The 23349-nt window shown below is 71.5% G+C and carries 17 protein-coding genes; 7 read left to right on the top strand and 10 right to left on the bottom strand.

Going from position 1 to position 23349, the window contains the following annotated elements; genetic code table 11:
* Positions 1-27: 27 nt before the first annotated feature.
* Together IEY56_RS13620 and ureA are read right to left on the bottom strand one after the other, a co-directional pair.
* Positions 28-1746: an urease subunit alpha gene (locus IEY56_RS13620; protein ID WP_189037435.1), complete on the bottom strand. Its 1719-nt coding sequence runs from the start codon at positions 1744-1746 to the stop codon at positions 28-30.
* Positions 1743-2432 (bottom strand): urease subunit gamma, encoded by a 690-nt coding sequence (ureA, locus tag IEY56_RS13615; RefSeq protein WP_229711890.1) that lies wholly within the window; start codon positions 2430-2432, stop codon positions 1743-1745. Before ureA ends, IEY56_RS13620 begins: the two co-directional genes overlap by 4 nt.
* 81 nt (positions 2433-2513) lie before the next feature.
* On the opposite strand from ureA, the gene IEY56_RS13610 reads away from it, so the two are divergent.
* On the top strand, positions 2514-3698 hold the full coding sequence (locus IEY56_RS13610) for a PucR family transcriptional regulator (RefSeq protein WP_189037434.1): 1185 nt from the start codon (positions 2514-2516) through the stop codon (positions 3696-3698).
* A 369-nt stretch (positions 3699-4067) separates the two neighbouring features.
* Here the strand turns inward: IEY56_RS13610 and IEY56_RS13605 are convergent, their stop codons facing one another.
* The 6 genes from IEY56_RS13605 to IEY56_RS13580 form a co-directional block, all read right to left on the bottom strand.
* Positions 4068-4253, bottom strand: a complete 186-nt coding sequence (locus IEY56_RS13605) for a DUF6104 family protein (RefSeq protein WP_189037433.1) — start codon at positions 4251-4253, stop codon at positions 4068-4070.
* 345 nt (positions 4254-4598) lie between these two features.
* Complete coding sequence (locus IEY56_RS13600; RefSeq protein ID WP_189037432.1) at positions 4599-4994, bottom strand: hypothetical protein; 396 nt, start codon at positions 4992-4994, stop codon at positions 4599-4601.
* Positions 4995-5280: 286 nt separating this feature from the next.
* A complete protein-coding gene (locus IEY56_RS13595; protein ID WP_189037431.1) occupies positions 5281-9150 on the bottom strand; it encodes a multifunctional oxoglutarate decarboxylase/oxoglutarate dehydrogenase thiamine pyrophosphate-binding subunit/dihydrolipoyllysine-residue succinyltransferase subunit in 3870 nt (1289 codons plus the stop codon).
* A 271-nt stretch (positions 9151-9421) separates the two neighbouring features.
* Positions 9422-10549, bottom strand: a complete 1128-nt coding sequence (locus IEY56_RS13590) for a HAMP domain-containing sensor histidine kinase (protein ID WP_189037577.1) — start codon at positions 10547-10549, stop codon at positions 9422-9424.
* Between the two features lie 175 nt (positions 10550-10724).
* Positions 10725-11558, bottom strand: a complete 834-nt coding sequence (locus IEY56_RS13585; RefSeq protein WP_189037430.1) for a response regulator transcription factor — start codon at positions 11556-11558, stop codon at positions 10725-10727.
* Positions 11559-11637: 79 nt separating this feature from the next.
* Positions 11638-12432 (bottom strand): spermidine synthase family protein, encoded by a 795-nt coding sequence (locus IEY56_RS13580; protein WP_189037429.1) that lies wholly within the window; start codon positions 12430-12432, stop codon positions 11638-11640.
* A 237-nt stretch (positions 12433-12669) separates the two neighbouring features.
* Between IEY56_RS13580 and lon the strand changes: the two genes are divergently transcribed.
* Entirely contained in the window at positions 12670-15093 is a 2424-nt protein-coding gene (gene lon, locus IEY56_RS13575) for an endopeptidase La (protein WP_189037428.1), read from the top strand.
* Positions 15094-15352: 259 nt separating this feature from the next.
* Positions 15353-16477 (top strand): hypothetical protein, encoded by a 1125-nt coding sequence (locus IEY56_RS13570; protein WP_189037427.1) that lies wholly within the window; start codon positions 15353-15355, stop codon positions 16475-16477.
* A gap of 152 nt (positions 16478-16629) precedes the next feature.
* On the opposite strand, the gene IEY56_RS13565 is transcribed toward IEY56_RS13570, so the two are convergent.
* Complete coding sequence (locus IEY56_RS13565; protein WP_189037426.1) at positions 16630-17481, bottom strand: lysozyme; 852 nt, start codon at positions 17479-17481, stop codon at positions 16630-16632.
* A gap of 218 nt (positions 17482-17699) precedes the next feature.
* Between IEY56_RS13565 and IEY56_RS13560 the strand changes: the two genes are divergently transcribed.
* On the top strand, positions 17700-18152 hold the full coding sequence (locus tag IEY56_RS13560) for a MarR family winged helix-turn-helix transcriptional regulator (RefSeq protein ID WP_189037576.1): 453 nt from the start codon (positions 17700-17702) through the stop codon (positions 18150-18152).
* Positions 18153-18205: 53 nt separating this feature from the next.
* On the opposite strand, the gene IEY56_RS13555 is transcribed toward IEY56_RS13560, so the two are convergent.
* The gene (locus IEY56_RS13555; RefSeq protein WP_189037425.1) at positions 18206-19060 is read right to left on the bottom strand and encodes a protein phosphatase 2C domain-containing protein; all 855 of its coding nucleotides are present in this window, start codon (positions 19058-19060) and stop codon (positions 18206-18208) included.
* A 598-nt stretch (positions 19061-19658) separates the two neighbouring features.
* Here IEY56_RS13555 and IEY56_RS13550 point away from each other — a divergent pair.
* Genes IEY56_RS13550 through IEY56_RS13540 form a run of 3 tightly spaced genes read left to right on the top strand, consistent with a single transcriptional unit; the run spans position 19659 to position 23346 of the window.
* Complete coding sequence (locus tag IEY56_RS13550) at positions 19659-22352, top strand: sensor histidine kinase (protein ID WP_229711867.1); 2694 nt, start codon at positions 19659-19661, stop codon at positions 22350-22352.
* Positions 22349-22933 (top strand): roadblock/LC7 domain-containing protein, encoded by a 585-nt coding sequence (locus IEY56_RS13545; protein WP_189037423.1) that lies wholly within the window; start codon positions 22349-22351, stop codon positions 22931-22933. Before IEY56_RS13550 ends, IEY56_RS13545 begins: the two co-directional genes overlap by 4 nt.
* Entirely contained in the window at positions 22930-23346 is a 417-nt protein-coding gene (locus IEY56_RS13540; RefSeq protein WP_189037422.1) for a DUF742 domain-containing protein, read from the top strand. Before IEY56_RS13545 ends, IEY56_RS13540 begins: the two co-directional genes overlap by 4 nt.
* Positions 23347-23349 lie beyond the last annotated feature (3 nt).

Here is a 23349-nt window from a genome sequence, read left to right as displayed (position 1 = left end):
GTCGGTTCCGTCCGCCGCGCACCGCGGTCAGGCCAGGTGGTGGAGCTGGGCCAGCGGAAGGTTGGTGGCGGCCTCGGTCGTCGTGGGGGCACCGTCGACGAGGACGGGGCCGGGTTCGCGGGGAACCTCGACGACCGGCGTCGCGGTGTTGTGCAGCATGTCGGCCCTGCTGAGCCCGCGGCTGTCCCGCACCGGCGCGTAACGCAGGCCGCGCGGCAGGGAGTTGCGCGCCGCGGAGTCCGACAGCGCCGCCGCGCCGACGAACACGCGGGACAGCTGCGAGGCGGCGTCGCCGAGGGCGCCGTAGTAGGGCCGGTAGCGGCGCGGCTGCGTGAGACGGGTCGAGCCCGAACCGGAACCCGTGTTCCCCCACGCCACGAAGCCGCTCTTGACGACCAGTTCGGGCTTCGTGCCGAACCAGGCCGGGTGCCACAGCACGATGTCCGCGAGCTGCCCCGGCGCGACGCTGCCGACCTCGTGGGAGATGCCGTGCGCGATGGCCGGGTTGAGCGTCAGCTTGGCGAGGTAGCGCAGCACCCGCTCGTTCGCCGAGTGCTCGACGCCCAGCTCGTCGCTGCGCATCGCCTGCATGTGGGCGAGCTGCCAGGTACGGCGGACCGTCTCGGCGATGCGCCCCATGCCCATCGAGTCGGAGTTGACGATGCTGATGGCGCCCTGGTCGTGCAGGGCGTTCTCCGCCGCGATGGCGTGGGCGCGGATGCGTCCCCGGGAGACCTCCACGTCGCTGTCGATGTGGTGGTTCTGGCGGTGGACGGTCATCGTCATCGGGAAGAGCTCGTCGACGGTGTTGACCGTGTACGGAATGGTCGGAGTCGTCGACGACGGCAGGATGTTGCCCTCGGAGAGGATCTGCAGCAGGTCGGGATGGCCCCCGCCTCCCTCGACGTGGTACGCGTGCACGGTGCGCCCGCGCGTCGCGCCGACGGTGTCGCGCAGGTAGCCGGACTCGTTCATCGAGTCCGTGTGCAGCGCGACGGGCAGGTCGGCCTGGTCCGCGGCGTCCAGGCAGGTGTCGACGATGCGGGGCGTCGCCCCGAAGTCCTCGTGGACCTTGAAGCCGCCGGCCCCGGCGAGCACGATCTCGTCGAGCTGCCTGCGCGAGCTGGACGAACCACGCGCCAGAAACGCCACGTTCAGGGGCGTGCCCCGCCAGGCGCTCATCAGCGTGTGCAGGTTGTGGGCGGGGTTGCAGCCGATCTCCCACATGCCGCCGAGACCCATGCCCACGACGGTCGTCACCCCGGAGGACAGCGCCGCGGGAGCGATCTCGGGGGAGGAGAGGTGGACGTGGCTGTCGACGATGCCCGGAGTGGCCAGCAGCCCCTCGCCGGGCACCATCGAGGTGTGCGAGTCGACGGCGAAGTCGACCGGCATGACGTCCGGGTTTCCCACCCCGCCGACCGCCACGACACGGCCGTCCTTCACACCGATGTCCGTCTTCCGCACGCCCGCACGCGGGTCGAGCAGGACCACGTTCGTGATCACCAGGTCGAGGGCCGACTCGCGGTCGGAACGGGGCGAGGCGAGCAGCCCGTCGCGCACGGTCTTCCCGCAGCCGCCCAGGAGTTCGTCGCCCGGACTTCCGTCGTCGTGCTCGACCTCCACCCACAGGCCGGTGTCGCCCAGCCGGATCCTGTCGCCGGTCGTGGGCCCGTAGAGGGCGTTGTACGTGCGCCGGTCGATCTCACGCGGCGCACGCTCGCCGCCGCTTCCGGGAGTGCTCATGGCCGGGCCTCCTTCTCCCCCTGGTCGTACGGGCTGGGTGCCTGCTCCGGCCGCGCTCCCTCGTGGACTCCCTCGTGGCGGGCCTCCACCAGGTCGACCTCCCGCCCGGTGCCGGGCTCGAAGACGAGCGCCGTGCCCGCCGGGACGTCGAGCCGCATGTCCGCGGCCGCCTCGCGGTCGAACTCGAGGGCCGCGTTGGCCTCGGCGAGGGGGTAGTGCGAGGAGATGTAGACGGACTGGTCCCCGGTGTTGCGCACGGTCAGGCGCAGCCGGCGGCGGCCCTCGTTGATGCGCACGGGGTCCGGCGCGGTGCGCACCGCGCCCGGTGCGGGCCCGGTGCCGGCGGCGGCGATCGGCTCGTCCACGGCGACGAGCGCCGTCCCGCTCGGGAAGAGGGCCTCTACCTGGACGGTGGGCACCATGGCGGGGACCCCGTCCAGGACGTCGTCCGCGGTGAGCACGGACCGTCCCACCTGGATGACCTCGTCCATGCTGAGCCCGTCCCAGGCAGCCTCGAGCACTTCGTCGCAGATCAGCGCGATGGCTTCGGGCGCGTTGAGCCGACGGCCGCGGCTGCGGCGCCGCCGGGCGAGTTCGGCAGCGGTGAACAGCTGAAGCCGCTCGTTCTCGCGGGGAGTCAGATGCACTGTCGGGCCTCCGGGGTCGACCGACTCGGCGGGGGGCACAAGCAATCGCCCCAGCATTGCGCGAGTGGGGAGGCAGACCAACGTTGAAGTATCGCGGGCTGAAGGTCCACCATTGTGCAGATGCACAGTCACCCCGCACCGTCCCCCCGCGGGCCCCGCGCCGCGGAACTCGCCGTCGAGTGCCTCCAGGAACTCGACGTGCTCCTCGGCGACTGGATGGAGACCGTCCGCCCCCTGCGAGCCGAGTACGCCGGAGCCGTGCCCGACGAGGACTTCCGGGAGAGCGCCATCCAGGCCTTCGAGCTCCTGCTGCGCACGGTGGCGGAGCTGCCCGTGCCGGCCGACCTGGCCGGCATCTCGGAGCGCATCGGCGAGCGGCGGGCCCACCAGGGCGTACCGCTGGACTCGCTGCTCGCGGCGGCGCGGCTGGACTTCCGTGTGGTGTGGGCGGCGCTGGTCGCCAGGGCCGACGACGCGGACAAGGTGCAGCTCGTCGCCTCCGCCTACCACGTGTGGGAGGCCGTCGAAGCCCACGTCACCGGCATCATGACCGCGTACCAGCGGACGGTGCTGGAGATGGGCAGGCAGCGTGAGGACGAGCGCAGGCTGTGGTTCGACCGGCTGCTGGAGACCGGCGGGCACAACCCGACAGTCGTACGCGACGTGTCCCTGGCGCTCGGATTCCAGGCCTCGGGACGCTTCCTGTGCGTCGCCGCCCTTCCTGAAGCCGGGGGCGCGCTCCATCGCGCGGCCGCCGCGCTGCGCTCCGCCGGTGCGACGCTCCAGCGCCACACGGTCTCCTCGGCGTCACTGCTGGCCGTGCAGCTGGGCCGGCGCGTCGGAGAGGAGGGCGTGCTGGGCACGCTGGAGGGCGTGCCGTGCGGGGTCTCGCCGGTGGTCGAGGGCCTGGCGGATGTGCCCAGGGCAGTGGAGCTGGCCACCGCGACCGCCCGCGCGCTGCCCGAGCGGGCCACGGGGCCGCTGCGCCTGTCGGACGCGTGGCTCGAAGTGCTGGTGCAGCGCGCCGACCGCTTCGCCGGGTACCTGGCCGAGGACGTCCTCGGCGGCGTGTACCGGGACAGCGTCCCCGCCGCCGAGACGGAGCGGCTGCTGGAGACGGCCCGCGTCCACCTCGCCGGGAGCGGCTCCATCGCGGAGACCGCGGAAGCGCTCTACTGCCACCGCAACACCGTCCAGCAGCGCTTCACCCGTCTCTGCGAGCTGACGGGCCGCGACATCCGCCGACCCGGCGACGCCGCGCTCCTCGCCCTCGCACTGCGCGCGCGGGAACAGGGGGAGAGGTAGGGACGGCGGACGGTCGCAAGGCCCGGGTGGCGTGGCGGGCCACGGGCGCTGGGTGCTTGGCGCTGGGCTTCAGTCTTCGTCGGTCAGGTATCGGACGGCGTCTGTCAGACGCCGTCCGTCAGCTAACAGATTTCAGACTTTGTCCGCTGTTCGCCAGATAGCAGACTTCAGACTCTGTCCGTCAGTCATCAGGTGTCAGATGTCAGATGTTGTCAGTCGGGCGAGAGATGTCAGAAATCCGTTGACATCGTCCGTCAGATGTCAGACGTCGTCCGTCAGGTGCCGTCGGTCAGGTGTCAGACGTCGTCCGTCAGCTGTCAGCTGTCCGACGTCGGAACCTCAGGCGTCCGATCCTCAGGCGTCCGATCCTCAGACGTCGTCCTCGTCCTCGTCGTCGAGCCGTGCGAGCCAGGTCGCGAGGCGCTCGACCGGGACCTCGAAATCGGGGTTGAGGTCCACGAACGCCCGGAAATGCTCGGCCAGCCACTCGAAGCTGACCTCTTCCTCGCCGCGCCGGCTCGTCAGCTCTTCGATGCCGCGGTCGGTGAAGTACACGGAGTGCTCCCGGGAGAAGGCCGATGTTGCGGCCCCCAGAATATGCGGGCGCACGCGAAGGCCGACCGCGGGGCTGAGGCCGCGAACGGCGACGGTCGCCTCCCTGCCGCATTCCCGCCCGGAGCCCGACCGGGCCCGGCCGGAGCCCGGCATGAAGGAGGGAGAGACGCGCCCGACGGGAGGCGGATGCGTCTCTCCCCTCAGGCGCCGGCCCTGAGGGCCGGCGCCCTGCCCCGCGAGCCCTCAGGGCCGCCGGGCCGCCGCGGCAGGGACCGCGGAGCCGTGACGACCGCCGCCGACGGGGCTGTCCCGATCCGGGACGGAAGGGTCACTGAAGCGGAGCGGTCACGCCGCGTTCTTCATGCCCTTGGTGGCCTTGGAGCCCTTCTTCGCGCTGTCGGCCTCACCGCCGCCGTTGCCGTTCTCCTCGCCGCCGCCGTTGCCGGCGCCCTCCGGCAGTACGAGGTTCACGTGGATGTCGGGGTTGACGTTGGTGATGGTGTTGCCGATGCCGGTCTGGCAGAAGGTGGCGCGGTGGCCGTTGTTCTCCTGCGAGGCTGCGGCGGCGAGCGCCTCCTCGGCCTCGGCCTCGTTCTCCTGCAGCGTGTTGCCGCAGATGTTGGTCTGGGGGGACCCGCCGTTGCCGTAGTCCTTGGGGGCCGCCGAGGCGGTGGTGGCCGAGGCGCCGATCATCGCGGCGGCCAGGACGGCGAGAGCGGAGACCCTCAGTGATTTGCGCATGTTCTCTCCTATCTGGTTTCTCCCCACGCTGGGAGAACTAATGTGACTATTCCTCCCTATTCGTGACGAATGCAGCGATGCTGCCGACTCGACCCCCACGCACTTCAATCTCATTCCGGTGGACTAATCACACAAATGGGCCGACAGGGGTTAGCGCGGTCAACGCCCTTGCCCCGCAAGGCGGTTGAGGGCCCGCCGACGGGCTTGGAGACACGGAAGGGCCCCGCCGCCCCCGCTTCTGCGGGGGTGGCGGGGCCCTTCGGAGGGCTACGGGGTCACCCGTGCCTCAGAGGTCGAAGACCTCCTGGATGAGCTGCTGCTGCTCCTCCTGGTGACGCTTGCCGGAGCCGACGGCCGGCGAGGAGGACGACGGCCGGGAGACCCGGCGCAGCCGGTCCGCGTTGGGGACCGGGTCGGAGCCGATGATCAGGTCCAGGTGGTCCACCAGGTTGAGCGCGATGAACGGCCACGCACCCTGGTTCGCCGGCTCCTCCTGGGCCCACAGGAACTTCGACGCCCCGCTGTACTTGGCCATCTCCGCCTGGATCTCCTTGCCGGGCAGCGGGTAGAGCCGCTCCAGCCGGATGATCGCGGTGTCCTTCAGACCGCGCTTCTGCCGCTCGGCGTCCAGGTCGTAGTAGACCTTGCCGGAGCAGAAGACGACCTTGCGGACGTCGCCCGGGTCCACCGAGTCGTCGCCGATGACCGGACGGAACCCACCGGTGGTGAACTCCGCGGCCTTCGACGCCGCCGCCTTCAGCCGGAGCATCGACTTCGGGGTGAAGACGACCAGCGGCTTGTGGTGCGGGTTGTGGACCTGCCAGCGCAGCAGGTGGAAGTAGTTCGACGGCAGGGACGGCATCGCGACCGTCATGCTGTTCTGCGCGCACAGCTGGAGGAACCGCTCGATGCGGGCCGAGGAGTGGTCCGGGCCCTGGCCCTCGTAGCCGTGCGGGAGGAGCAGCGTCACGCCGGACGTCTGGTTCCACTTCTGCTCTGCGGAGGTGATGAACTCGTCGATCACGGTCTGCGCGCCGTTGGCGAAGTCGCCGAACTGCGCCTCCCACATGACCAGCGCCTCGGGGCGGGCCAGGGAGTAGCCGTACTCGAAGCCCATCGCCGCGTACTCGCTCAGCAGCGAGTCGTAGACGTTGTAGCGCGCCTGGTCGTCGGAGAGGTACAGCAGCGGCGTGTAGTCGTTGCCCGTGTTCTGGTCGAGCAGAACCGCGTGGCGCTGACCGAAGGTGCCGCGGCGGGAGTCCTGGCCGGCGAGACGGACGGGCGTGCCCTCCATCAGCAGCGAGCCGATGGCCAGGGTCTCGCCCATGCCCCAGTCGATGGTGCCGTCCTCGATCATCGCCGCGCGCCGCTGGAGCTGCGGAAGCAGCCGCGGGTGCACGGTGACGTGGTCGGGGATGTTCACCTGCGACTCGGCGATCCGCTTGACGACCTCCTGGCTGACGCCCGTCTCGACGTGGACCGGGAACTCCGGCTCCGGCTGCGGGACTTCCGCCGGGGCGGGGGCGTCGGTGACGTCCCGGACCTCGGTGAAGACCTTCTCCAGCTGGCCCTGGAAGTCCTGCAGCGCCTGCTCCGCCTCTTCCAGCGTGATGTCGCCGCGGCCGATGAGGGACTCGGTGTAGAGCTTGCGCACCGAGCGCTTCTTGTCGACCAGGTTGTACATCAGCGGCTGGGTGAACTGCGGGTTGTCGGTCTCGTTGTGCCCGCGGCGCCGGTAGCAGATCAGATCGATGACGACGTCCTTGTTGAACGCCTGGCGGTACTCGAAGGCCAGCCGCGCCACGCGGACCACGGCCTCCGGGTCGTCGCCGTTCACGTGGAAGATCGGAGCCTCGATCATCCGGGCGACGTCCGTGGAGTACATCGACGAGCGCGCCGACTCCGGAGCCGCGGTGAACCCGACCTGGTTGTTGATGATGATGTGCACCGTGCCGCCGGTGCGGTAGCCCCGCAGCTGCGACATGTTGAGCGTCTCGGCCACGACGCCCTGGCCCGCGAAGGCCGCGTCGCCGTGCAGCTGAACTGGCAGGACGGTGAAGTCCGTGCCGCCCTTGCCGATGATGTCCTGCTTGGCGCGCGCGACGCCCTCGACGATCGGGTCGACGGCCTCCAGGTGGGACGGGTTGGCGGTGAGCGTGACCTTGATCTGCTCGCCGTCCAGCCCGGTGAAGGTGCCCTCGTTGCCCAGGTGGTACTTCACGTCGCCGGAGCCGTGCATCGACTTCGGGTCCAGGTTGCCCTCGAACTCGCGGAAGATCTGCGCGTAGGACTTGCCGACGATGTTGGCCAGCACGTTCAGCCGGCCGCGGTGGGCCATGCCGATCACGCACTCGTCCAGCCGCGACTCGGCGGCGGCGTCGAGGACCGCGTCCAGCATCGGGATGACGGACTCGCCGCCCTCCAGCGAGAAGCGCTTCTGCCCCACGTACTTGGTCTGCAGGAACGTCTCGAACGCCTCGGCGGCGTTCAGGCGGCGCAGGATCCGCAGCTGCTCGTCACGCTCCGGCTTGGAGTGCGGACGCTCGACGCGGTCCTGGATCCACTTGCGCTCCTTCGGGTCCTGGATGTGCATGTACTCGATGCCGGTGGTGCGGCAGTACGAGTCGCGCAGGACGCCGAGGATGTCGCGCAGCTTCATCATCGACTTGTTGGCGAAGCCGCCGACCGCGAACTCCCGCTCCAGGTCCCACAGGGTGAGGCCGTGCTCGGTGATGTCCAGGTCGGGGTGCTTGCGCTGCTTGTACTCCAGCGGGTCGGTGTCGGCCATGATGTGGCCGCGCACCCGGTAGGAGTGGATCAGGTCGAAGACGCGTGCGGCCTTGGTGACGTCGTCGTCGTGCGAGGCGTCGATGTCCTGGTTCCAGCGCACCGGCTCGTACGGGATGCGCAGCGCCTTGAAGATCTCGTCGTAGAACCGCTCCTCGCCGAGCAGCAGCTTGCTGACGATACGCAGGAACTCGCCGGAGGCGGCGCCCTGGATCACGCGGTGGTCGTACGTGCTGGTGAGCGTCATCACCTTGGAGACGCCGAGCCTGTTGAGCGTGTCCTGCGAGGTGCCCTGGAACTCAGCCGGGTACTCCATCGCGCCCACGCCGAGGATGAGGCCCTGACCGGGCATCAGCCGCGGCACCGAGTGGACGGTGCCGATGCCGCCCGGGTTGGTGAGCGAGCAGGTGACGCCGGAGAAGTCCTCCATCGTCAGCTTGTTCTGCCGGGCACGGCGGACGATGTCCTCGTAGGCCTGCCAGAACTCGAAGAAGGTGAGGGTCTCGGCCTTCTTGATCGCTGCGACGACGAGCTGGCGGTCGCCGTTCGGCTTCACCAGGTCGATGGCCAGGCCGAGGTTCACGTGGTCGGGCTTGACCAGGGTCGGCTTGCCGTCCTTCTCCGTGAAGGAGTAGTTCATCGACGGCATCGCCTTCAGCGCCTGCACCATGGCGTAGCCGATCAGGTGCGTGAAGGACACCTTGCCGCCGCGGGCGCGCTTGAGGTGGTTGTTGATGACGATGCGGTTGTCGAACAGCAGCTTCACGGGGACCGCGCGCACCGACGTGGCGGTGGGCAGCTCCAGCGAGGCGTTCATGTTCTTCGCGACGGCCGCGGAGGGGCCGCGCATGGGCACGTACTCGGGCCCGGCCTGCTCCTCCGTCCCGGCGCCGTCCTTCGCGGCGGACCCGCCCTGGGGCGCCTTCGCGGGCGTCGCCTTGGCGGCGGGCTTCCCGGCGTCCTGCTTGGCGGCGGGCTTCGAGGCGGGCTTCGACGCCGGCTTCGACGCCGGCTTCGACGCGGCGGCCGGCTTCGCCTGCGCAGGGGCCTTCGGCGCGGCCTGCGCGGCGTCCGGCTTCGCCGGGGCCTGCTTCGCGGCGGACCCGGCACCCGAGGTGCCCGCGGCCGCGGCCGGCGAGGCGGCGGAGTCGGCCGTCGGCGTTCCGACGGCGCCCACGGCCTCGGAGCCCGGCTTGTAATCGGCGAAGAAGTCCCACCAGGCTCGGTCTACCGAGTTCGGGTCCTGGAGGTACTGCTGGTAGATCTCGTCGACGAGCCACTCGTTTGGCCCGAACACGGCGGCGGGATCGGATCCCTGACCGTCCTGCTGGGTCGAGACGCTCGAGCTGTTGGGGGACTGTGACGACACGGCGGCAACCGCCCTCTTCCGCGTTCCTTAGATGGTGGACAGCGGAAACAAAGGCTACGCCCCTACCGGCGTTACTTGCAGTCCGGCCGGGGTTGTCGTCGTGCAAGTCACATCAAGCGACCGGTTTCGGCGCTGGATTTGGCGGGAAACAAACAGGGTTTGCCGCGGTACGGAACCGGCGCACCCGGTTCCGGCGTCCTACGGTTGCGGGACTCCGCTGTTCTCCCTGCTCTTCCCTCCCTCGGCGAGCCGGTGGCACTTCGAGCGTACGTCAACCCTGCGATGGGGCCAGGCCCGGAAGGGTGACCTGGATCCGGCAGCCGCGAGGAGATTCGGCCACGCGTATCGAGCCGCCGTGGAGATCCACCGCCCAGCGTGCGATCGCCAGCCCCAGGCCCGTGCCGCCGTCCGAGCTGCTTCCGCCGCCGCCGCGCTGCGAGGCGGCCTCCGCGCTCTTCGTGCGGTTGAACCGTTCGAACACGCGGGCGCGTTCGGACGCGGGAATCCCCGGGCCCTCGTCCAGCACCTCCACCTCGAGGCTCTCCGCGCTGCCGCCCTGGCGGGCCCGCACGGTCACGCGGCCGTGCGGAGGGCTGTGTTTGACCGCGTTGTCGATGAGGTTCGCGACGACCTGGTGCAGGCGCTCGGCGTCCGCGTAGGCCGTCAGTTCGGGCGGGGAGACGTCGAGATGGAGGTGGACGTCCGTGCGGGCGTGCCCCTGGCCCTTGCTCATGTTGGCCTCTTTGAGCACGCCCGCCAGGTAGGGCCACACCTCGAAGCGCCGGGAGTGCAGCGGCACCACGCCGTTGTCCAGGCGCGAGAGGTCGAGCAGCGTCGCCACGAGCCTGCCCAGCCGGTCCGTCTGCTGCAGCGCCGTGCGCATCGTCTCCGGATCGGCGTCGGAGACGCCGTCCACCACGTTCTCCAGCACGGCGCGCAGCGCGGCGATGGGGGTGCGCAGTTCGTGCGAGACATTCGCCACCAGCTCCTTGCGGTGCTGGTCGACGGCTTCCAGATCGGCCGCCATGCGGTTGAAGGTCTCCGCCAGCTCGCCGAACTCGTCGCGCCGGTCGCCCCGTACGCGGCGCGAGTAGTCGCCGTCGGCCATCGCCCGGGCCGCGTCCGTCATCTCGTCGAGCGGCGCGGTGAGCGACTGCGCGACGAACTGCGTGATCAGCAGCGAGGCGATGATCGAGATGATGGTGATGACCCGCAGCTCCGTCGCGGAGTTGACCGCGAAGAGCGCGAGCAGCGTGGTGATCACCACGGAGACGATCACGAGCGCCCCGAGCGCCGCCTTCACCGAGCGGTACGGGTCCAGCGGGCGAAGCCCTTCCCACAGCCTGTCGATCCAGCCCGTCCAGACGGGCTCCCAGCGCCGCCGGAGCCGCTTGTGCAGGCGCACCAGCGCACGCAGGACGAGCCCGAGGAACGTCCGGGCGGTGCGCAGCGCGGCCTTGGCTCGGGCCGTGCGGCCCGCAGCGGATCCACTGTGGGAGCCGCCGCGGGTGCTGCTGTGGGAAGAGGTCGTCGAAGGCGTATCAGGCACGTCTGTCACGCCGGTCCGCGACCCGTCAGGACCCGTCGAAGGCGGATGTCGGGGAGCTCCCCGCCGCCGTCGACGACGCGGGCGCCGGTGCGGAACCGTCGGCGCCGCCCGAGGACGGGGTCTCCAGCGCGTAACCCACGCCGTGCACCGTGCGGATGCGGTCGGCGCCGATCTTGCGGCGGAGGGCCTTGATGTGGCTGTCGACGGTGCGCGTGCCGGAGGCGTCCGCCCAGTCCCACACCTCGGCGAGCAGCTGCTCGCGCGAGAGGACGGCGCGCGGTGAGTGCGCGAGGCAGACGAGCAGGTCGAACTCGGTGGGCGTGAGGTGCACGTCCTCGCCGGTGACCCGCACGCGGCGCTGCGCGTGGTCGATCTCCAGCTCCCCGAGGCGGAGTATTCCGCTGCGCGGGGTGTGCGCGGCGAGGGTGGCCCGCTCGACCCGGCGCAGCAGTACGTGCACCCGGGCGGCGACCTCGCGCATCGAGAAAGGCTTCGTCATGTAGTCGTCGGCTCCGACGCCGAGCCCGACGAGCATGTCCGTCTCGTCGTCGCGCGCCGTCAGCATCAGCACTGGCACCGGCCGCTGCGCCTGGACCCTGCGGCAGACCTCGAGTCCGTCGAAGCCCGGCAGCATGACGTCGAGCACGATCAGATCGGGCTGCCACGCCTCGGCCGTGTCCACCGCGGCCGGGCCGTCGCCGGCTGTCTGCACCTGGAAGCCCTCGGCCCTCAGGCGCATCGCTATCGCATCGACGATCGTCGGATCGTCCTCCACGACCAGGATTCGGCGCTGGGCGCCGGGGGTGGTCGCCGCGGAGGCGTTGCTGCTCTGTGCTGGTGTGATGTTCTTCTGGTCCATTCGACCCCGCCCCTGGATGGCCCCGTGGCTTGTTTGTATACGTGCTTGCAGAAGCGTAAAGGGCCTGAGCAGGCCTCGGCTATGCCGGTTTGATTGCGAAGTGAACCACGTCGGGGACGCCTCGGACGACGGGGATCTCATGTGTGCGAATCCCCTGGAATCCGGCATTGCGCAATGCATCGTCGAATGTCGGGTCGGGCTGAGCGGACCACACGGCGAGAACCCCGCCGGGTGCCAGGCGGGCACGGCAGGAGGCCAGTCCGGCGGGCGAGTAGAGGGACCCGTTGTCGTCGGTGACGGTCCAGCCGGGGCCGTTGTCGATGTCCAGGCAGAGGACGTCGAAGGACGCGCCGCTGAGGGGGCCGCCGTCCGTGCGCAGGTACTCCGCGAGGCCCGCGTGGACGATCTCCGTCCGCGGGTCGCGCAGCGCCTCGGCGGACAGCGGTGAGAGGGGTCCGCCCTCCCGGTGCCAGTCGATCACCGCCTCCTCGCGTTCCACGACCGTGATGCGGCCCCAGGCCGGCTCGGCCGCCGCCGCGGCGAGCGAGAACCCGACGCCGAGGCCGCCGACGAGCAGCCGCGGACCCTCCCGAGGGCCCTGCCGGGAGGGCCCGGAGACCGGTGCCCGGCCGGGGGTTGCGCCGTTTTCCGGACTGATCGGCCCCCGCAGCTCCTCCAGCGCCGCCTCCACGAGGAGCCGCTCCGAGCGGCCGTCGGAGGTGTCCATCAGGAACGTCCCGTTGGAGATGATCTGCAGCAGCTCGCCGTGGCGCCGCAGTACGACCTCGCCGTGCGGGCCTTCGCGGCGGTCCAGCACGACGGGCGGTTCGGTTAGGGGTGCGAGGGGTGACGGGGGGCCGGCTTCCTGGTGCATCCCCCGATTCTGCCGTGTGCCGGGGAGCGGACGGGCCGGTGCTCCGGGCCGGGCGGCCCCGGGGCCCGGGGAAGTCCGGAGCGTCTCGCGCGGTTGTCCAGAGGGGCGGCACCCTTCGCGCCCTTGCGCACCCCACGCCACGATCGCTGCTGGCGAACAGGGACTGCGGGGCGGAACATTCCACGGGCCCTGGGCATTGAGTGGATGATACTCAACTTGCCTGCCTAGGGAGAGATCATGGCACCGAAGTCCACAACGCTCACCCTGCCCGTGCTGCCCCTCGACGACGAGGTCGTGCTGCCGGGAATGGTGGTGCCGATGGACCTGTCCGACAGCGACGTGCGGGCCGCGGTCGAGGCCGCGCAGGCGGCCGCTGCCGACGGAGAGAAGCCCCGCGTCCTGCTCGTGCCGAGGGTCGGCGGAAGCTACGCGGGCATCGGCGTGCTCGGCCGCGTCGAGCAGGTCGGCCGCCTCGCCGACGGCGACCCCGGTGCCCTGATCCGCGGCCGCACGCGCGTCCGCATCGGCGCCGGAACGACCGGCCCCGGGGCCGCACTGTGGGTCGAGGGCACCGTCGTCGAGGAGCCTGTCCGGCCGGGAGGCGAGGACGCGGCCGCGGCCGACCTGATGACGGAGTACAAGGCGCTCGCCGCCGACTGGCTGCGCAAGCGCGGCGCCTGGCAGGTCGTGGACCGCCTCCAGCAGATCGACGACGTGGGCCAGCTCGCCGACAACGCCGGTTACTCGCCGTTCCTGACCACCGAGCAGAAGCTGACGCTGCTGGAGACGTCCGACCCCGTCGAGCGGCTGCGCTTCGCCGTCTCCTCGCTCCGCGACCACCTGGCGGAGCAGAACGTCGCCGAGTCCATCGCGAAGGACGTCCAGGAAGGCGTCGACAAGCAGCAGCGCGAGTTCCTGCTCCGCCGCCAGCTGGAGGCCGTGCGCAAGGAGCTGGCCGAGCTGAACGGCGACCCGGAGGACGAGGGCGAGGACTACCGCGCACGCGTCGAGGCCGCCGGTCTTCCCGAGCACGTGCACAAGGCGGCGCTGAAGGAGGTCGAGAAGCTGGAGCGCTCCTCCGACCAGTCGCCGGAGGGCGGCTGGATCCGCACCTGGCTCGACACCGTCCTGGAACTGCCCTGGAACGAGCGGACCGAGGACGCGTACGACGTGGCCGGGGCCCAGGCCGTACTCGACGCGGACCACGCGGGGCTGCAGGACGTCAAGGAGCGCATCACCGAGTACCTGGCGGTGCGCAAGCGCCGCGACGAGCGGGGCCTCGGCGTCGTCGGCGGACGGCGGGGCGGGGCGGTCCTGGCGCTCGTCGGACCGCCCGGCGTCGGCAAGACCTCGCTCGGCGAATCCGTGGCGAGGGCCATGGGACGCAAGTTCGTCCGCGTCGCGCTCGGCGGCGTCCGCGACGAGGCGGAGATCCGCGGCCACCGCCGCACGTACGTCGGGGCGCTGCCCGGACGCGTCGTGCGTGCGGTGAAGGAAGCCGGTTCGATGAACCCCGTGGTGCTGCTGGACGAGGTCGACAAGGTCGGCTCCGACTTCCGCGGAGACCCGGCGGCGGCGCTGCTCGAAGTGCTCGACCCGGCGCAGAACCACACGTTCCGCGACCACTACCTGGAGGTCGAACTCGACCTCTCCGACGTGGTCTTCCTCGCGACGGCCAACGTCCTCGAAGCCATTCCCGACGCGCTGCTGGACCGCATGGAGGTCGTGCAGCTCGACGGGTACACCGAGGACGAGAAGGTCACCATCGCCCGCGACCACCTGCTGCCCCGGCAGCTGGAGCGGACCGGCCTGGACGCCGGCGAGGTCCGGTTCGAGGACGGCGCGCTGCGCAAGCTGGCCGCCGAGTACACGCGGGAGGCGGGCGTCCGCAATCTGGAGCGGGCGGTCTCCCGGGTGCTGCGGAAGGTGGCGGCCCGGCACGAACTGGGCGAACGCGAACTGCCCGTCACCGTGGGCCCGGACGACCTGCGCGGCCTGATCGGCCGTCCGCACCACACCCCGGAGTCCGCGCAGGACCCCGCCGAGCGGCGCACGTCGGTGCCGGGTGTCGCGACGGGGCTCGCGGTGACGGGCGCGGGCGGCGACGTGCTCTTCGTCGAGGCGTCGCTCGCCGACCCCGAGACGGGCGGCTCCGGTCTGACCCTGACCGGGCAGCTGGGCGACGTCATGAAGGAGTCCGCGCACATCGCGCTGTCGTACCTGCGCTCGCGGGGCGCGGAGCTGGAGCTGCCGGTCGCGGACCTGAAGGAGCGGGGCATCCACCTGCACGTGCCGGCGGGCGCCGTGCCCAAGGACGGCCCGAGCGCCGGGGTCACCATGACGACCGCTCTGGCGTCGCTGCTCAGCGGCCGCCAGGTGCGCACGGACGTGGCCATGACGGGCGAGGTCTCGCTGACGGGGCGCGTGCTCCCCGTCGGAGGCGTCAAGCAGAAGCTGCTGGCCGCGCACCGTGCCGGGATCAGCACGGTGATCATCCCCAAGCGGAACGAGCCCGACCTCGACGACGTGCCCGAGGAGGTGCTGGAGGGGCTCGACGTCCGGCCTCTCTCCGACGTCCGGCAGGTGCTCGGACTGGCGCTCGCGCCGGCCGGGCACGGCTGCCTCGACGCGGAGGGGCGGGGGTTGCCCGTCGCCGCCTGAGGCGGCCTGCGTCAGTCACGCCGGGAGGGCCTCCCGGCCCGGGACGCCGCGCCGGCACCGCGAGCCGGCGCGGCGTCGCCGTGCGCGGGCGGGGCCGGGCGGCCGATCGGCAGATCCGGACATGCGGCGGTTCTGCTTCTCGGATAGATCTCGGAGTGCCGGCACGGCGGTGCTGTGGGCGATGGCTGCCCGCCGACTCCGCAGCGCGGCCGGCGAGCAGATGCCGTCCTCCCGGTCCCCCACACGCAGAGGAAGTCGCATGACTGACAAGTTCAGACGCGCAACCTTCACCGCCGCCACCGGCCTCGGCCTGTGCCTCACCCTGCTGCCCGCCGGACAAGCGCAGGCACAGGCGCAGGCGCCGACGCGCGTGCCCTGCAACGACATCGCCGCGCTGAGGCAGGCCGTCGACGCGGCCAACTCCGGCGGCGGCAGCATCGTCCTCGCCCCCCGCTGCGTCTACAACCTCTCGAACGCCGACAACGCGGACGACGGCCTGCCGGAGATCACCGGCAATGTGCGGATCTCCGGGGACGGCACGTACATCCAGCGCGGCACCAGCGCCCAGGCGCCCTTCCGCATCTTCCACGTGCGGCAGGGCGGCAGCCTCACCGTCGAGTCGGTCACCGTCCGCGGCGGTCAGACCACGGTGAACTCGGGCCACGGCGGAGGCTTCTTCAACGACCGCGGCAGCCTCACCCTCAAGCACGTGACGGTCACCGGCAACCAGGGCAGCGTCGGCGGCGGCATCTGGAACCAGCTCGGAAAGCTCGTCCTGGAGAACTCCACGGTCCGGGACAACAGAGGCGGCTTCGGCGGCGGGATCGCCACCAACGGGACGATGAGGATGAGCGGCGGCGCCATCCGCGGCAACCTGGGCGGGCAGTGGGGCGGCGGCCTCGCCAACGCCGGCGACACCAAGCTGAACAGGGTGTCGGTCGAGGGGAACACCTCGAGCGACCACGGCGGCGGCATCATGACCCTGGCCATCAACACCGAGACCGGGCCGCTGCGTGCGGACTTCACCAAGGTCAGGGGCAACATCGCGCAGGTCGACGGCGGCGGCGTCCAGACCGGTGCGGACGAGCCGACGACCCTCTACCGCAGCACCGTCAGCCACAACACGTCGAACGGCGCCCGCACCAGCGGCGGCGGCATCGCCAACCCGGGGACCAGCTTCGGCCTGTTCATCGGTACGAACTCCACCGTGAAGACGGAGAAGAGCGGAGCCAAGGCCAAGAAGCAGCCGACGCCCTTCGAGGTGAACCTCATCCGCAGCACGGTCTTCAAGAACCACCCCACCAACTGCGCGCCGCCCAGGAGCGTCCCGCGCTGCGAGGCCGTCGGCTCGGCGCCCGCGGAGAAGAAGCCGTCCGCTTCCTGAGGGCGCCGTTGCCGCGGTGAGCAGTGCGGCAGCTCCCGGTGGCGGTTGCGAAGCCGCCACCGGGCACCCCCTCCCGGCTGGGAGCGCCGCGCCGGAGGTGGGACTCCGGCGCGGCGCGGGTGCTTGGCTCCCGCGGGACGTCCGCCGAGGCGTCAGCCGTTGGCGAGCGCCACCAGGCGGTCCATCGAACCGTTGAACTGGTTGTGGTCGCCGACGATCGGCCCGGTCGAGGTGTACTGCCAGAAGGTGTGGAAGCCCCAGCCGTTCGGCAGCCCGCCCGGCGCGGACGCGTACCGGGCGATCCACAGCGGGTTCGTGTTGCCGAAGCCGCCGTTGTTGCCGGTGCAGGTCGTCCACCAGTCCGTGGTCGTGTAGATGACGGCGTCACGGCCGGTCCGGGCCTTGTAGGTGTTCGTGAAGTCCTTGATCCAGTTGACCATCGCGGACTGGCTGAGTCCGTAGCAGGTCGCCCCGTACGGGTTGTATTCGATGTCCAGCACGCCGGGGAGCGTCTTGCCGTCCTTGCTCCAGCCGCCCCCGTGGTCGGCGAAGTAGTTGGCCTGGGCGGCGCCGCTGGAGTTGTTCGGCAGGGCGAAGTGGTAGGCACCCCGGATCATGCCGATGTTGTACGAGCCGTTGTACTGCTGCGTGAAGTACGGGTTCCTGTAGGACGTGCCCTCGGTCGCCTTGACGTAGGCGAACTTCACGCCGCTGCTCCACAGGGACGACCAGTTGACGTTCCCCTGGTGGCTGCTCACGTCGACGCCCTCGACGCCGGCGGCGAGCGACTCGGGCGGAGTGCCGTCCGTGGGGTCGCCGCCCTCGTGCATCCGTACGCCGACGCCCATCGACGCCTCTCCGGGCTTGAGTGGCGTCCCGTCCTGGGGGGCCGCGTTCGCCGTGCCGGGCGAGGTGAGGACGAGTGCGAGTGCAGAGATGAACATTCCGGCCGCAGTGAGGATGCTGCGTCTGCGGCGGGCCGTGCCGGATCTGTAACCGGGCATCGCTGCCTCCGAAAACCGTGGGTGGGGGTGGGGCGACCTGCCACCTGGTGTGGGCATGTCAGGTTGACCGTACGCGCGTAGACAGGAGCGCGGAAGACGCACCGCTCGTCGCCGGTGGTCCAGACCTGCGAAATACTGCCGTAGCTGCGACGATCCCCGTCAGCGACGGGAACTTTCTGCACGGAAACCTGGGAGAGGGCGCATACGTGGACGAGTCCATGCGGAAGTACGCACCCGAAGTGCTCGACCTGGAACGGGAACTGGCGGTCTTTCTGCGGCGAGCCCGCGCCTTCTCCGGGGAGCTGTCGCGGGAGGTGCATCCCGAACTCGAGCCCGCCGCCTACGGGCTCTTCGTGCGCCTGGAGGAGGCCGGGCCGCAGCGCGCCACGGAGCTCGCGGCGTTCTTCGGCGTCGGGAAGGCCACCGTCAGCCGTCAACTCCGCGCGCTGGAGGAGCTCGGGCTCATCGCCCGCTCGCCCGACCCCGCCGACGGCCGCGCCTCCCTCGTCCACCTCACCTCGGACGGACGCGAGCGCTTCGCGCAGGTGCGGGACGCGAGGCGCGCCGAGTACGTACGGAAGCTGGCGGCCTGGGACCCGGCGGAGGTCGCGGAGCTGGCCAGGCTGCTCCACCAGCTCAACCACCTTGTGGACGCGGGCAGTCCCGACTGACCCGCGGGGCGGCCCCGCCCCGGCTGCCGCCCGACGGCCGCCGCGCCCGCCGCCTACGGGAAGACGGCGAGGACCGCTGACGCGTCGTCGTGCGCCTTGCCCCGGGGGTGCGCCGCCCCCAGCGGATCGTTCCGCTCGGCCTCCCGCACCTGCCGGAGCAGCGCCTCGGTGCCCTCCGCCCGTACGAACCGCAGGAGTTGCGCCCAGTCCCCGAGGCCGAAGACCTCGCTCCAGCGTGCGGCTCCGTCGGTAAGGGCGAGCAGTGCCGTCACCTCGCTCCGGGGCGCGCTGCCCGTGACGGCGAGCGAGGCGGCGGCCGGGTCGGCCGCCGCCGTGTAGAAGCCCTCCCCGCCGGGCGAGTTGCGCAGCGCCTCGACGGCGCGGACGTACTCGTCACGGGCGGCGTCCCGTTCGGGGGACCCCTCGGGCAGCGCGCGCACCCTCTCGCGCAAGCCGGTGACACTGGCCGGGAGTCGGCCGAGCCGCGGGTCCAGCAGCGCCTCGACGGTTCCGTCGGGGCGCTCCAGCAGCAGTGACGAGTCCGAGAGCACCAGGTGCTCGACCCGCTCCTCGTCCCAGCGGGCGGCGACCACCGTGGACTGCGGGGTTCGCCTGTGAGAAAGGTCACAAGTCACACAATGTGCCGCGGCAGTGCGGGAGATGGCCGACTCCAGGCATTCGGCCAGCGTCAGATCCCGTCTGGCGGTGGAGAGTTCGAGCAGCGAACCCCCCAGCCTGGACGTGTACCAGGGGACACCGTGCAGGCACCCCACGTCACCCTGAGGGGGCGTCACACCGTCCAGGACGACCAGCGCGCCGCCCTCCCCGGACGAGGGCAGCGCCGCCGATGCGTAGTCCTCGTTGGGGCGCCGGGGATCACCGGGCTCGCTGGTCATGTCGATGCGCATGGGCGTCAGTCTGCCGGAGCGTGCGCAGGGGCGACGTTCCCGTGACGGCGGTGTCAAGGGGTCGGAGCCCGCCGATACCGGCTGGTCACAGCGGTGAGCGGTGCGGAGTTGACCGGAATGAGTGGGTCCGAAAGTATGCGACCGGGCATCTTGCCAAAGCCCTCCCGGGATTTCCAACCGGTGCCCGGGACAGGGCCGTTGGCGTGCGCGGGCGGAGTTGTTCGCCGACTCCCGAGTGGGGTTCACTCCTTCGGGTGGCCCGGCAGGAGATCGTGGTCCGCGTCCCGATCCGTGCTGAATAGGGTCGGGCGGGGGCCGGGGGCGTACGGGGGGCGAAGTCCACTCCTGCGACAAGAGGTTGGAATGCGCCACCCTGGCTGGCCAGGGGGAGGCCCCGACGAGATTGCGAGTACGGGTGCGGACGAAGCTACAGCGGAAACCGGCCGGACCAGGTGGGTCCCCGGCCCAGACCGCGAGCCCGGAGACGGCTTCCGGCTCCCGGCCTTCGGCCCCGGGGCGCCGCTCGCGGGTACGCAACCGGCTGCTCGCCGGCGTCGCACTGTGCTCCCTCGCCGTCATCGGAGCAGGGACGCCCGCGGTGCTCACCGGCACCGACAACCTCTCCGAGTCCCAGGAGCTGGTGGAGCGGGCCGAGCTCGGCAAGCGCTCCGTGGCCCTCGCGCACGCCCTCGCCGACGAACGCGACGGCATGGTCGAGTACGTCGCCGCGGGCCGCACCAGCCGGGACGGCGCGGGCGTCACCGAGGAGCAGCGCTCCCGCGTCGACCGCCAGGTCACCGAGATCAGGCGGAGCGCGCCGGCGAAGGTCAGGAGCTCCCTCGACAAGCTCTCGCGCATCCGCCAGGACGCTCAGGCCGGTCAGAGCGACGCGCGGGACATCTACGACGCCTACTCCGGCACGATCGGCACGCTCCAGAAGGTGAGCCTCGACGTCGTCCGCGCCCTGCCCTCCCGCGCCCAGGGCGACTCCGCGGCGACGGGCGCCGCCGGCAGCGCGCACGCCCTGCCGGACCTGGGCCGCGCCGTCGAGCAGGCGTCCGCCGTGCGCGGCCTGCTGCGTGCCGCCTTCGCCGGCGACGGGACGCAGCGGGCCCTGATGGCCGAGGCGCAGCGTGCGAACGTCCGGGAGCAGGCCGCCCTGGACGACTTCGGCGACGCCGCGGGTACGCAGGCGTCCGAGAGGTTCGCCAAGACCGTCACGGGCGCCGACGTCACGCTCGCCGAGCGGTACCTGGCCCGGCTCACCGACCAGCCGTACCTCGGCCCGCGCGACCGCGCCGTGAACGCCGAACGCGCCGACGTGGCGCTCTCCGCGCGCATCGACAGCATGCGCGGCGTCCATTCGTCCTTCGCCGCCGAGGAGCTGAGGCGGCTGGAGCAGCTCCGCGACGACGACGTGACGGCCCTGGAGCTGCGCATCGCCTTCGTCGCCGGCTGCCTGCTGCTCGCCGTCGGCATCAGCGTGCAGACGGCGCGCTCGATGGCCCGGCCGCTGTCCGTCCTCAAGCGGGGGTCGCGGCGGATCGCGACCGACCCGGTGGGGGAGAAGGCGGTCGCCTACCGCGGCAGGAACGACGAGTTCGCCGAGGTCGTCGAGGCGCTGAACCAGCTCCGGGACGCGGTCGTCGCGGGCCACGAACGCGCCGGCGAGGCGGAGGCGGACAACGCCTACCTCGTCCGCTCCAAGGACGCCCTCACGGCCGAACGCGACCGTCTGCGCGGCGAGTCGGCGACGCTCAAGGAGCAGATCGAGTCCCTGTCGGGCGCAGTGCACGGCACGTTCGTGAACCTGGCCCTGCGCACCCTTGGTCTCATCGAGCGCCAACTGGGCGTCATCGAGGGTCTGGAGGACCAGGAGAGCGACCCGGGCCGCCTGAGCACCCTCTTCAAGCTCGACCATCTCGCGACCCGCATGCGCCGGTACAGCGAGAACCTGCTGCTCCTGGCCGGTGCCGAACACGTCACCCCGCACCACTCGGGCCCCGTCCCGCTGCTGGACGTGCTGCGGGCCGCGATCAGCGAGATAGAGCGCTACGAGCGAGTGGAGCTCGGCTCGCTGCCTCCGCACATCCAGGTCTCCGGCTTCGCGGCCGACGACGTCAGCCACCTCGTGGCCGAACTCCTCGACAACGCTGCCACGTTCTCCCCGCCGGAGGCCCAGGTGCAGCTCTCCGGCTGGCTGCTGGAGACCGGCGAGGTCATGCTCTCGGTCGAGGACGACGGCATCGGCGTGACCGGCAGGAAGCTCTCCGCTCTCAACGCCCGCCTGAGCTCGCCCGACGACCAGGAGCCTCCGGCGCTGGAGGAGCCCGGCCGGCAGACGCAGGGCGGCGGGTCCGACGCGGGTCTCGGCATGGGGCTGTACGTCGTGGCACGTCTCGCGGCGAGGCACGGCCTCCGCGTGCAGCTGCGCGAACGCAAGAACGGCGGCATGGCGGCGATCGTGGCGGTGCCCGCCACGCTGCTCCCGTCCCGGCCGAGCCCCGTCGCAGCGGCGTCCGGCGAGGACAGGAGCGCCCGGACCGGGACGTCGCCCTCGCTGCCGGGTTCCGTCGCGGAGGCCAACTCCAACGCGCTGCCCGTCCGCCGCGCCCCCGGCGCCGCCCGCGGCGACGCCCCCGGCGGGGCGGAGTACGGCGCGCCCGCGGGGGAGCCGTCCGGCGGTCCGCTCGGTGAAGCGGAGCCGCCGCAGGATCCGCTGGTCACCGCCGCCGAGGAGGCCGTCAGGAACGCCGGCGAGACGCGGCAGCCGACGGCGCCGGCCCCCGGTCCGGCCGCACCCCCCGCCGGGGAAGCCGCTCCCAGGCCGCAGTCCGTGCCCGAGCAGCACGGCCGGGCACCCGGTGACGGATTCGCCGGGGAGGCGTCGCGTCCCGGTCCGGAGCACGAGAGCCCGGAGCACGAGAGCCCGGAGCCCGGTCCTGCGCCGACTCCCCAGGGCGGTACGGACGTTCAGCAGGACGCGGCGCCGGGCGGCGCCCCTGCCTCCGGTGCGGAACGCGCCGGGACCGAGGCGGAGGCCCCGCAGCAGGTCACCGACAAGGGACTGCCGAAGCGCACACCACGTCAGGTGGCCGCCCAGACGGGCCCCGTGCAGCCGCGCAACCAGAGCGCCAACGCGGACGAACTGCGCAGGCGTCTGGGCGGGTTCCAGCGGGGAGCTCAGCACGGACGCCGTGACGCGGCGGTCGAGACCGGCGCTGAAAGGGATGTGACTGATCAATCGGGGGCGCAGGCAGAGGGTGGCACCGCCGAGGAGGCTCGTACGTGAACGCGTCCACCACGCGCACGACCGGCAGCAGGCAGGCACGCAATCTGCGCTGGCTGCTGGACAACCTTGTCGACGAGGTGCCGGGCATCCTGTCCGTCGCCGTCGTCTCCTCGGACGGGCTGCTGCTGCTGTCGTCCGACCCCAAGCTGGACGAAGCGGCCGGAGAGGCGGCCGAGCGCGCCGCGGAGAAGGCGGCCGCGGAGTCCGGTCCCGAAGCGGAAGGCGGCGAGGACTCCCCGGGCAGGGCGGCCCCGCCCGTCCGCAGGGAGAGCGGGCAGGGGGGTCCGAAGGGCTCCAGCGCCGACCTGGCCACCATCGTCTCGGGCCTCGGCTCGCTGACTCTCGGCGCCTCGAAGCTGATGGACGGCGGGGAGATCCGCCAGACCATGATCGCCATGGAGGAGGGCTCGCTCTTCGTCATGTCGATCAGCGACGGTTCGCTGCTCGGTGTGCACGCCACACCGGACTGCGACATGAGCGTCATCGCGTACCACATGGCGCTGTTCGTCGGCCGTGCCGGCCACGTCCTCACCCCCGAACTCCGCAACGAACTGCGCACGTCGATGGAGCTGGACCAGTGACACCTGCTGCTGCTTCCCCGCCCCCCTTGCCCGCCAGGCGCGGCGAGAACGGAAAATCCAAACGCGTACGCCCGTACACCCTCACCGGGGGCCGTACGCGCTTCGGCCATGTGCTGCTCGTCGAGACGATCGTCGCGGCCATCGAAGCGCCGGAGGAACGCCCGGAACTGACTTCGGGCGGTCTGCGTGACCGGGTGATGCCGGAGATGCGGGCCATCGTCGAACTCTGCCGCCGCATGCGGTCGGTGGCGGAGATCGCCGCACTTCTGAAGATGCCGCTGGGCGTGGTGAGGGTGCTGCTCAGCGACCTCGCCGATCAAGGACGCGTGCGCGTACACGGCACCGGGCACGGCACGGACCGTCCCGACCGGGCGCTGCTGGAAAGGGTGCTGGGTGGACTTCGCAGGCTCTGAGCC

The sequence above is a fragment of the Streptomyces daqingensis genome, assembly GCF_014645895.1.
Taxonomy (GTDB): Bacteria; Actinomycetota; Actinomycetes; order Streptomycetales; family Streptomycetaceae; genus Streptomyces; species Streptomyces daqingensis.
Note: the sequence above shows the minus strand (reverse complement) of the source record. Positions and strands in the feature narration are given on the sequence as shown.

Excerpts from the sequence above, each read along its gene's own strand:
- IEY56_RS13555 (WP_189037425.1), bottom strand. The coding sequence starts at position 19,060 with ATGCGCATCGACATGACCAGCGAGCCCGGTGATCCCCGGCGCCCCAAC.
- IEY56_RS13565 (WP_189037426.1), bottom strand. The coding sequence starts at position 17,481 with ATGCCCGGTTACAGATCCGGCACGGCCCGCCGCAGACGCAGCATCCTC.
- IEY56_RS13570 (WP_189037427.1), top strand. The coding sequence starts at position 15,353 with ATGACTGACAAGTTCAGACGCGCAACCTTCACCGCCGCCACCGGCCTC.
- lon (WP_189037428.1), top strand. The coding sequence starts at position 12,670 with ATGGCACCGAAGTCCACAACGCTCACCCTGCCCGTGCTGCCCCTCGAC.
- IEY56_RS13620 (WP_189037435.1), bottom strand. The coding sequence starts at position 1,746 with ATGAGCACTCCCGGAAGCGGCGGCGAGCGTGCGCCGCGTGAGATCGAC.
- IEY56_RS13580 (WP_189037429.1), bottom strand. The coding sequence starts at position 12,432 with ATGCACCAGGAAGCCGGCCCCCCGTCACCCCTCGCACCCCTAACCGAA.
- IEY56_RS13610 (WP_189037434.1), top strand. The coding sequence starts at position 2,514 with ATGCACAGTCACCCCGCACCGTCCCCCCGCGGGCCCCGCGCCGCGGAA.
- IEY56_RS13600 (WP_189037432.1), bottom strand. The coding sequence starts at position 4,994 with ATGCGCAAATCACTGAGGGTCTCCGCTCTCGCCGTCCTGGCCGCCGCG.
- IEY56_RS13585 (WP_189037430.1), bottom strand. The coding sequence starts at position 11,558 with ATGGACCAGAAGAACATCACACCAGCACAGAGCAGCAACGCCTCCGCG.
- IEY56_RS13560 (WP_189037576.1), top strand. The coding sequence starts at position 17,700 with ATGCGGAAGTACGCACCCGAAGTGCTCGACCTGGAACGGGAACTGGCG.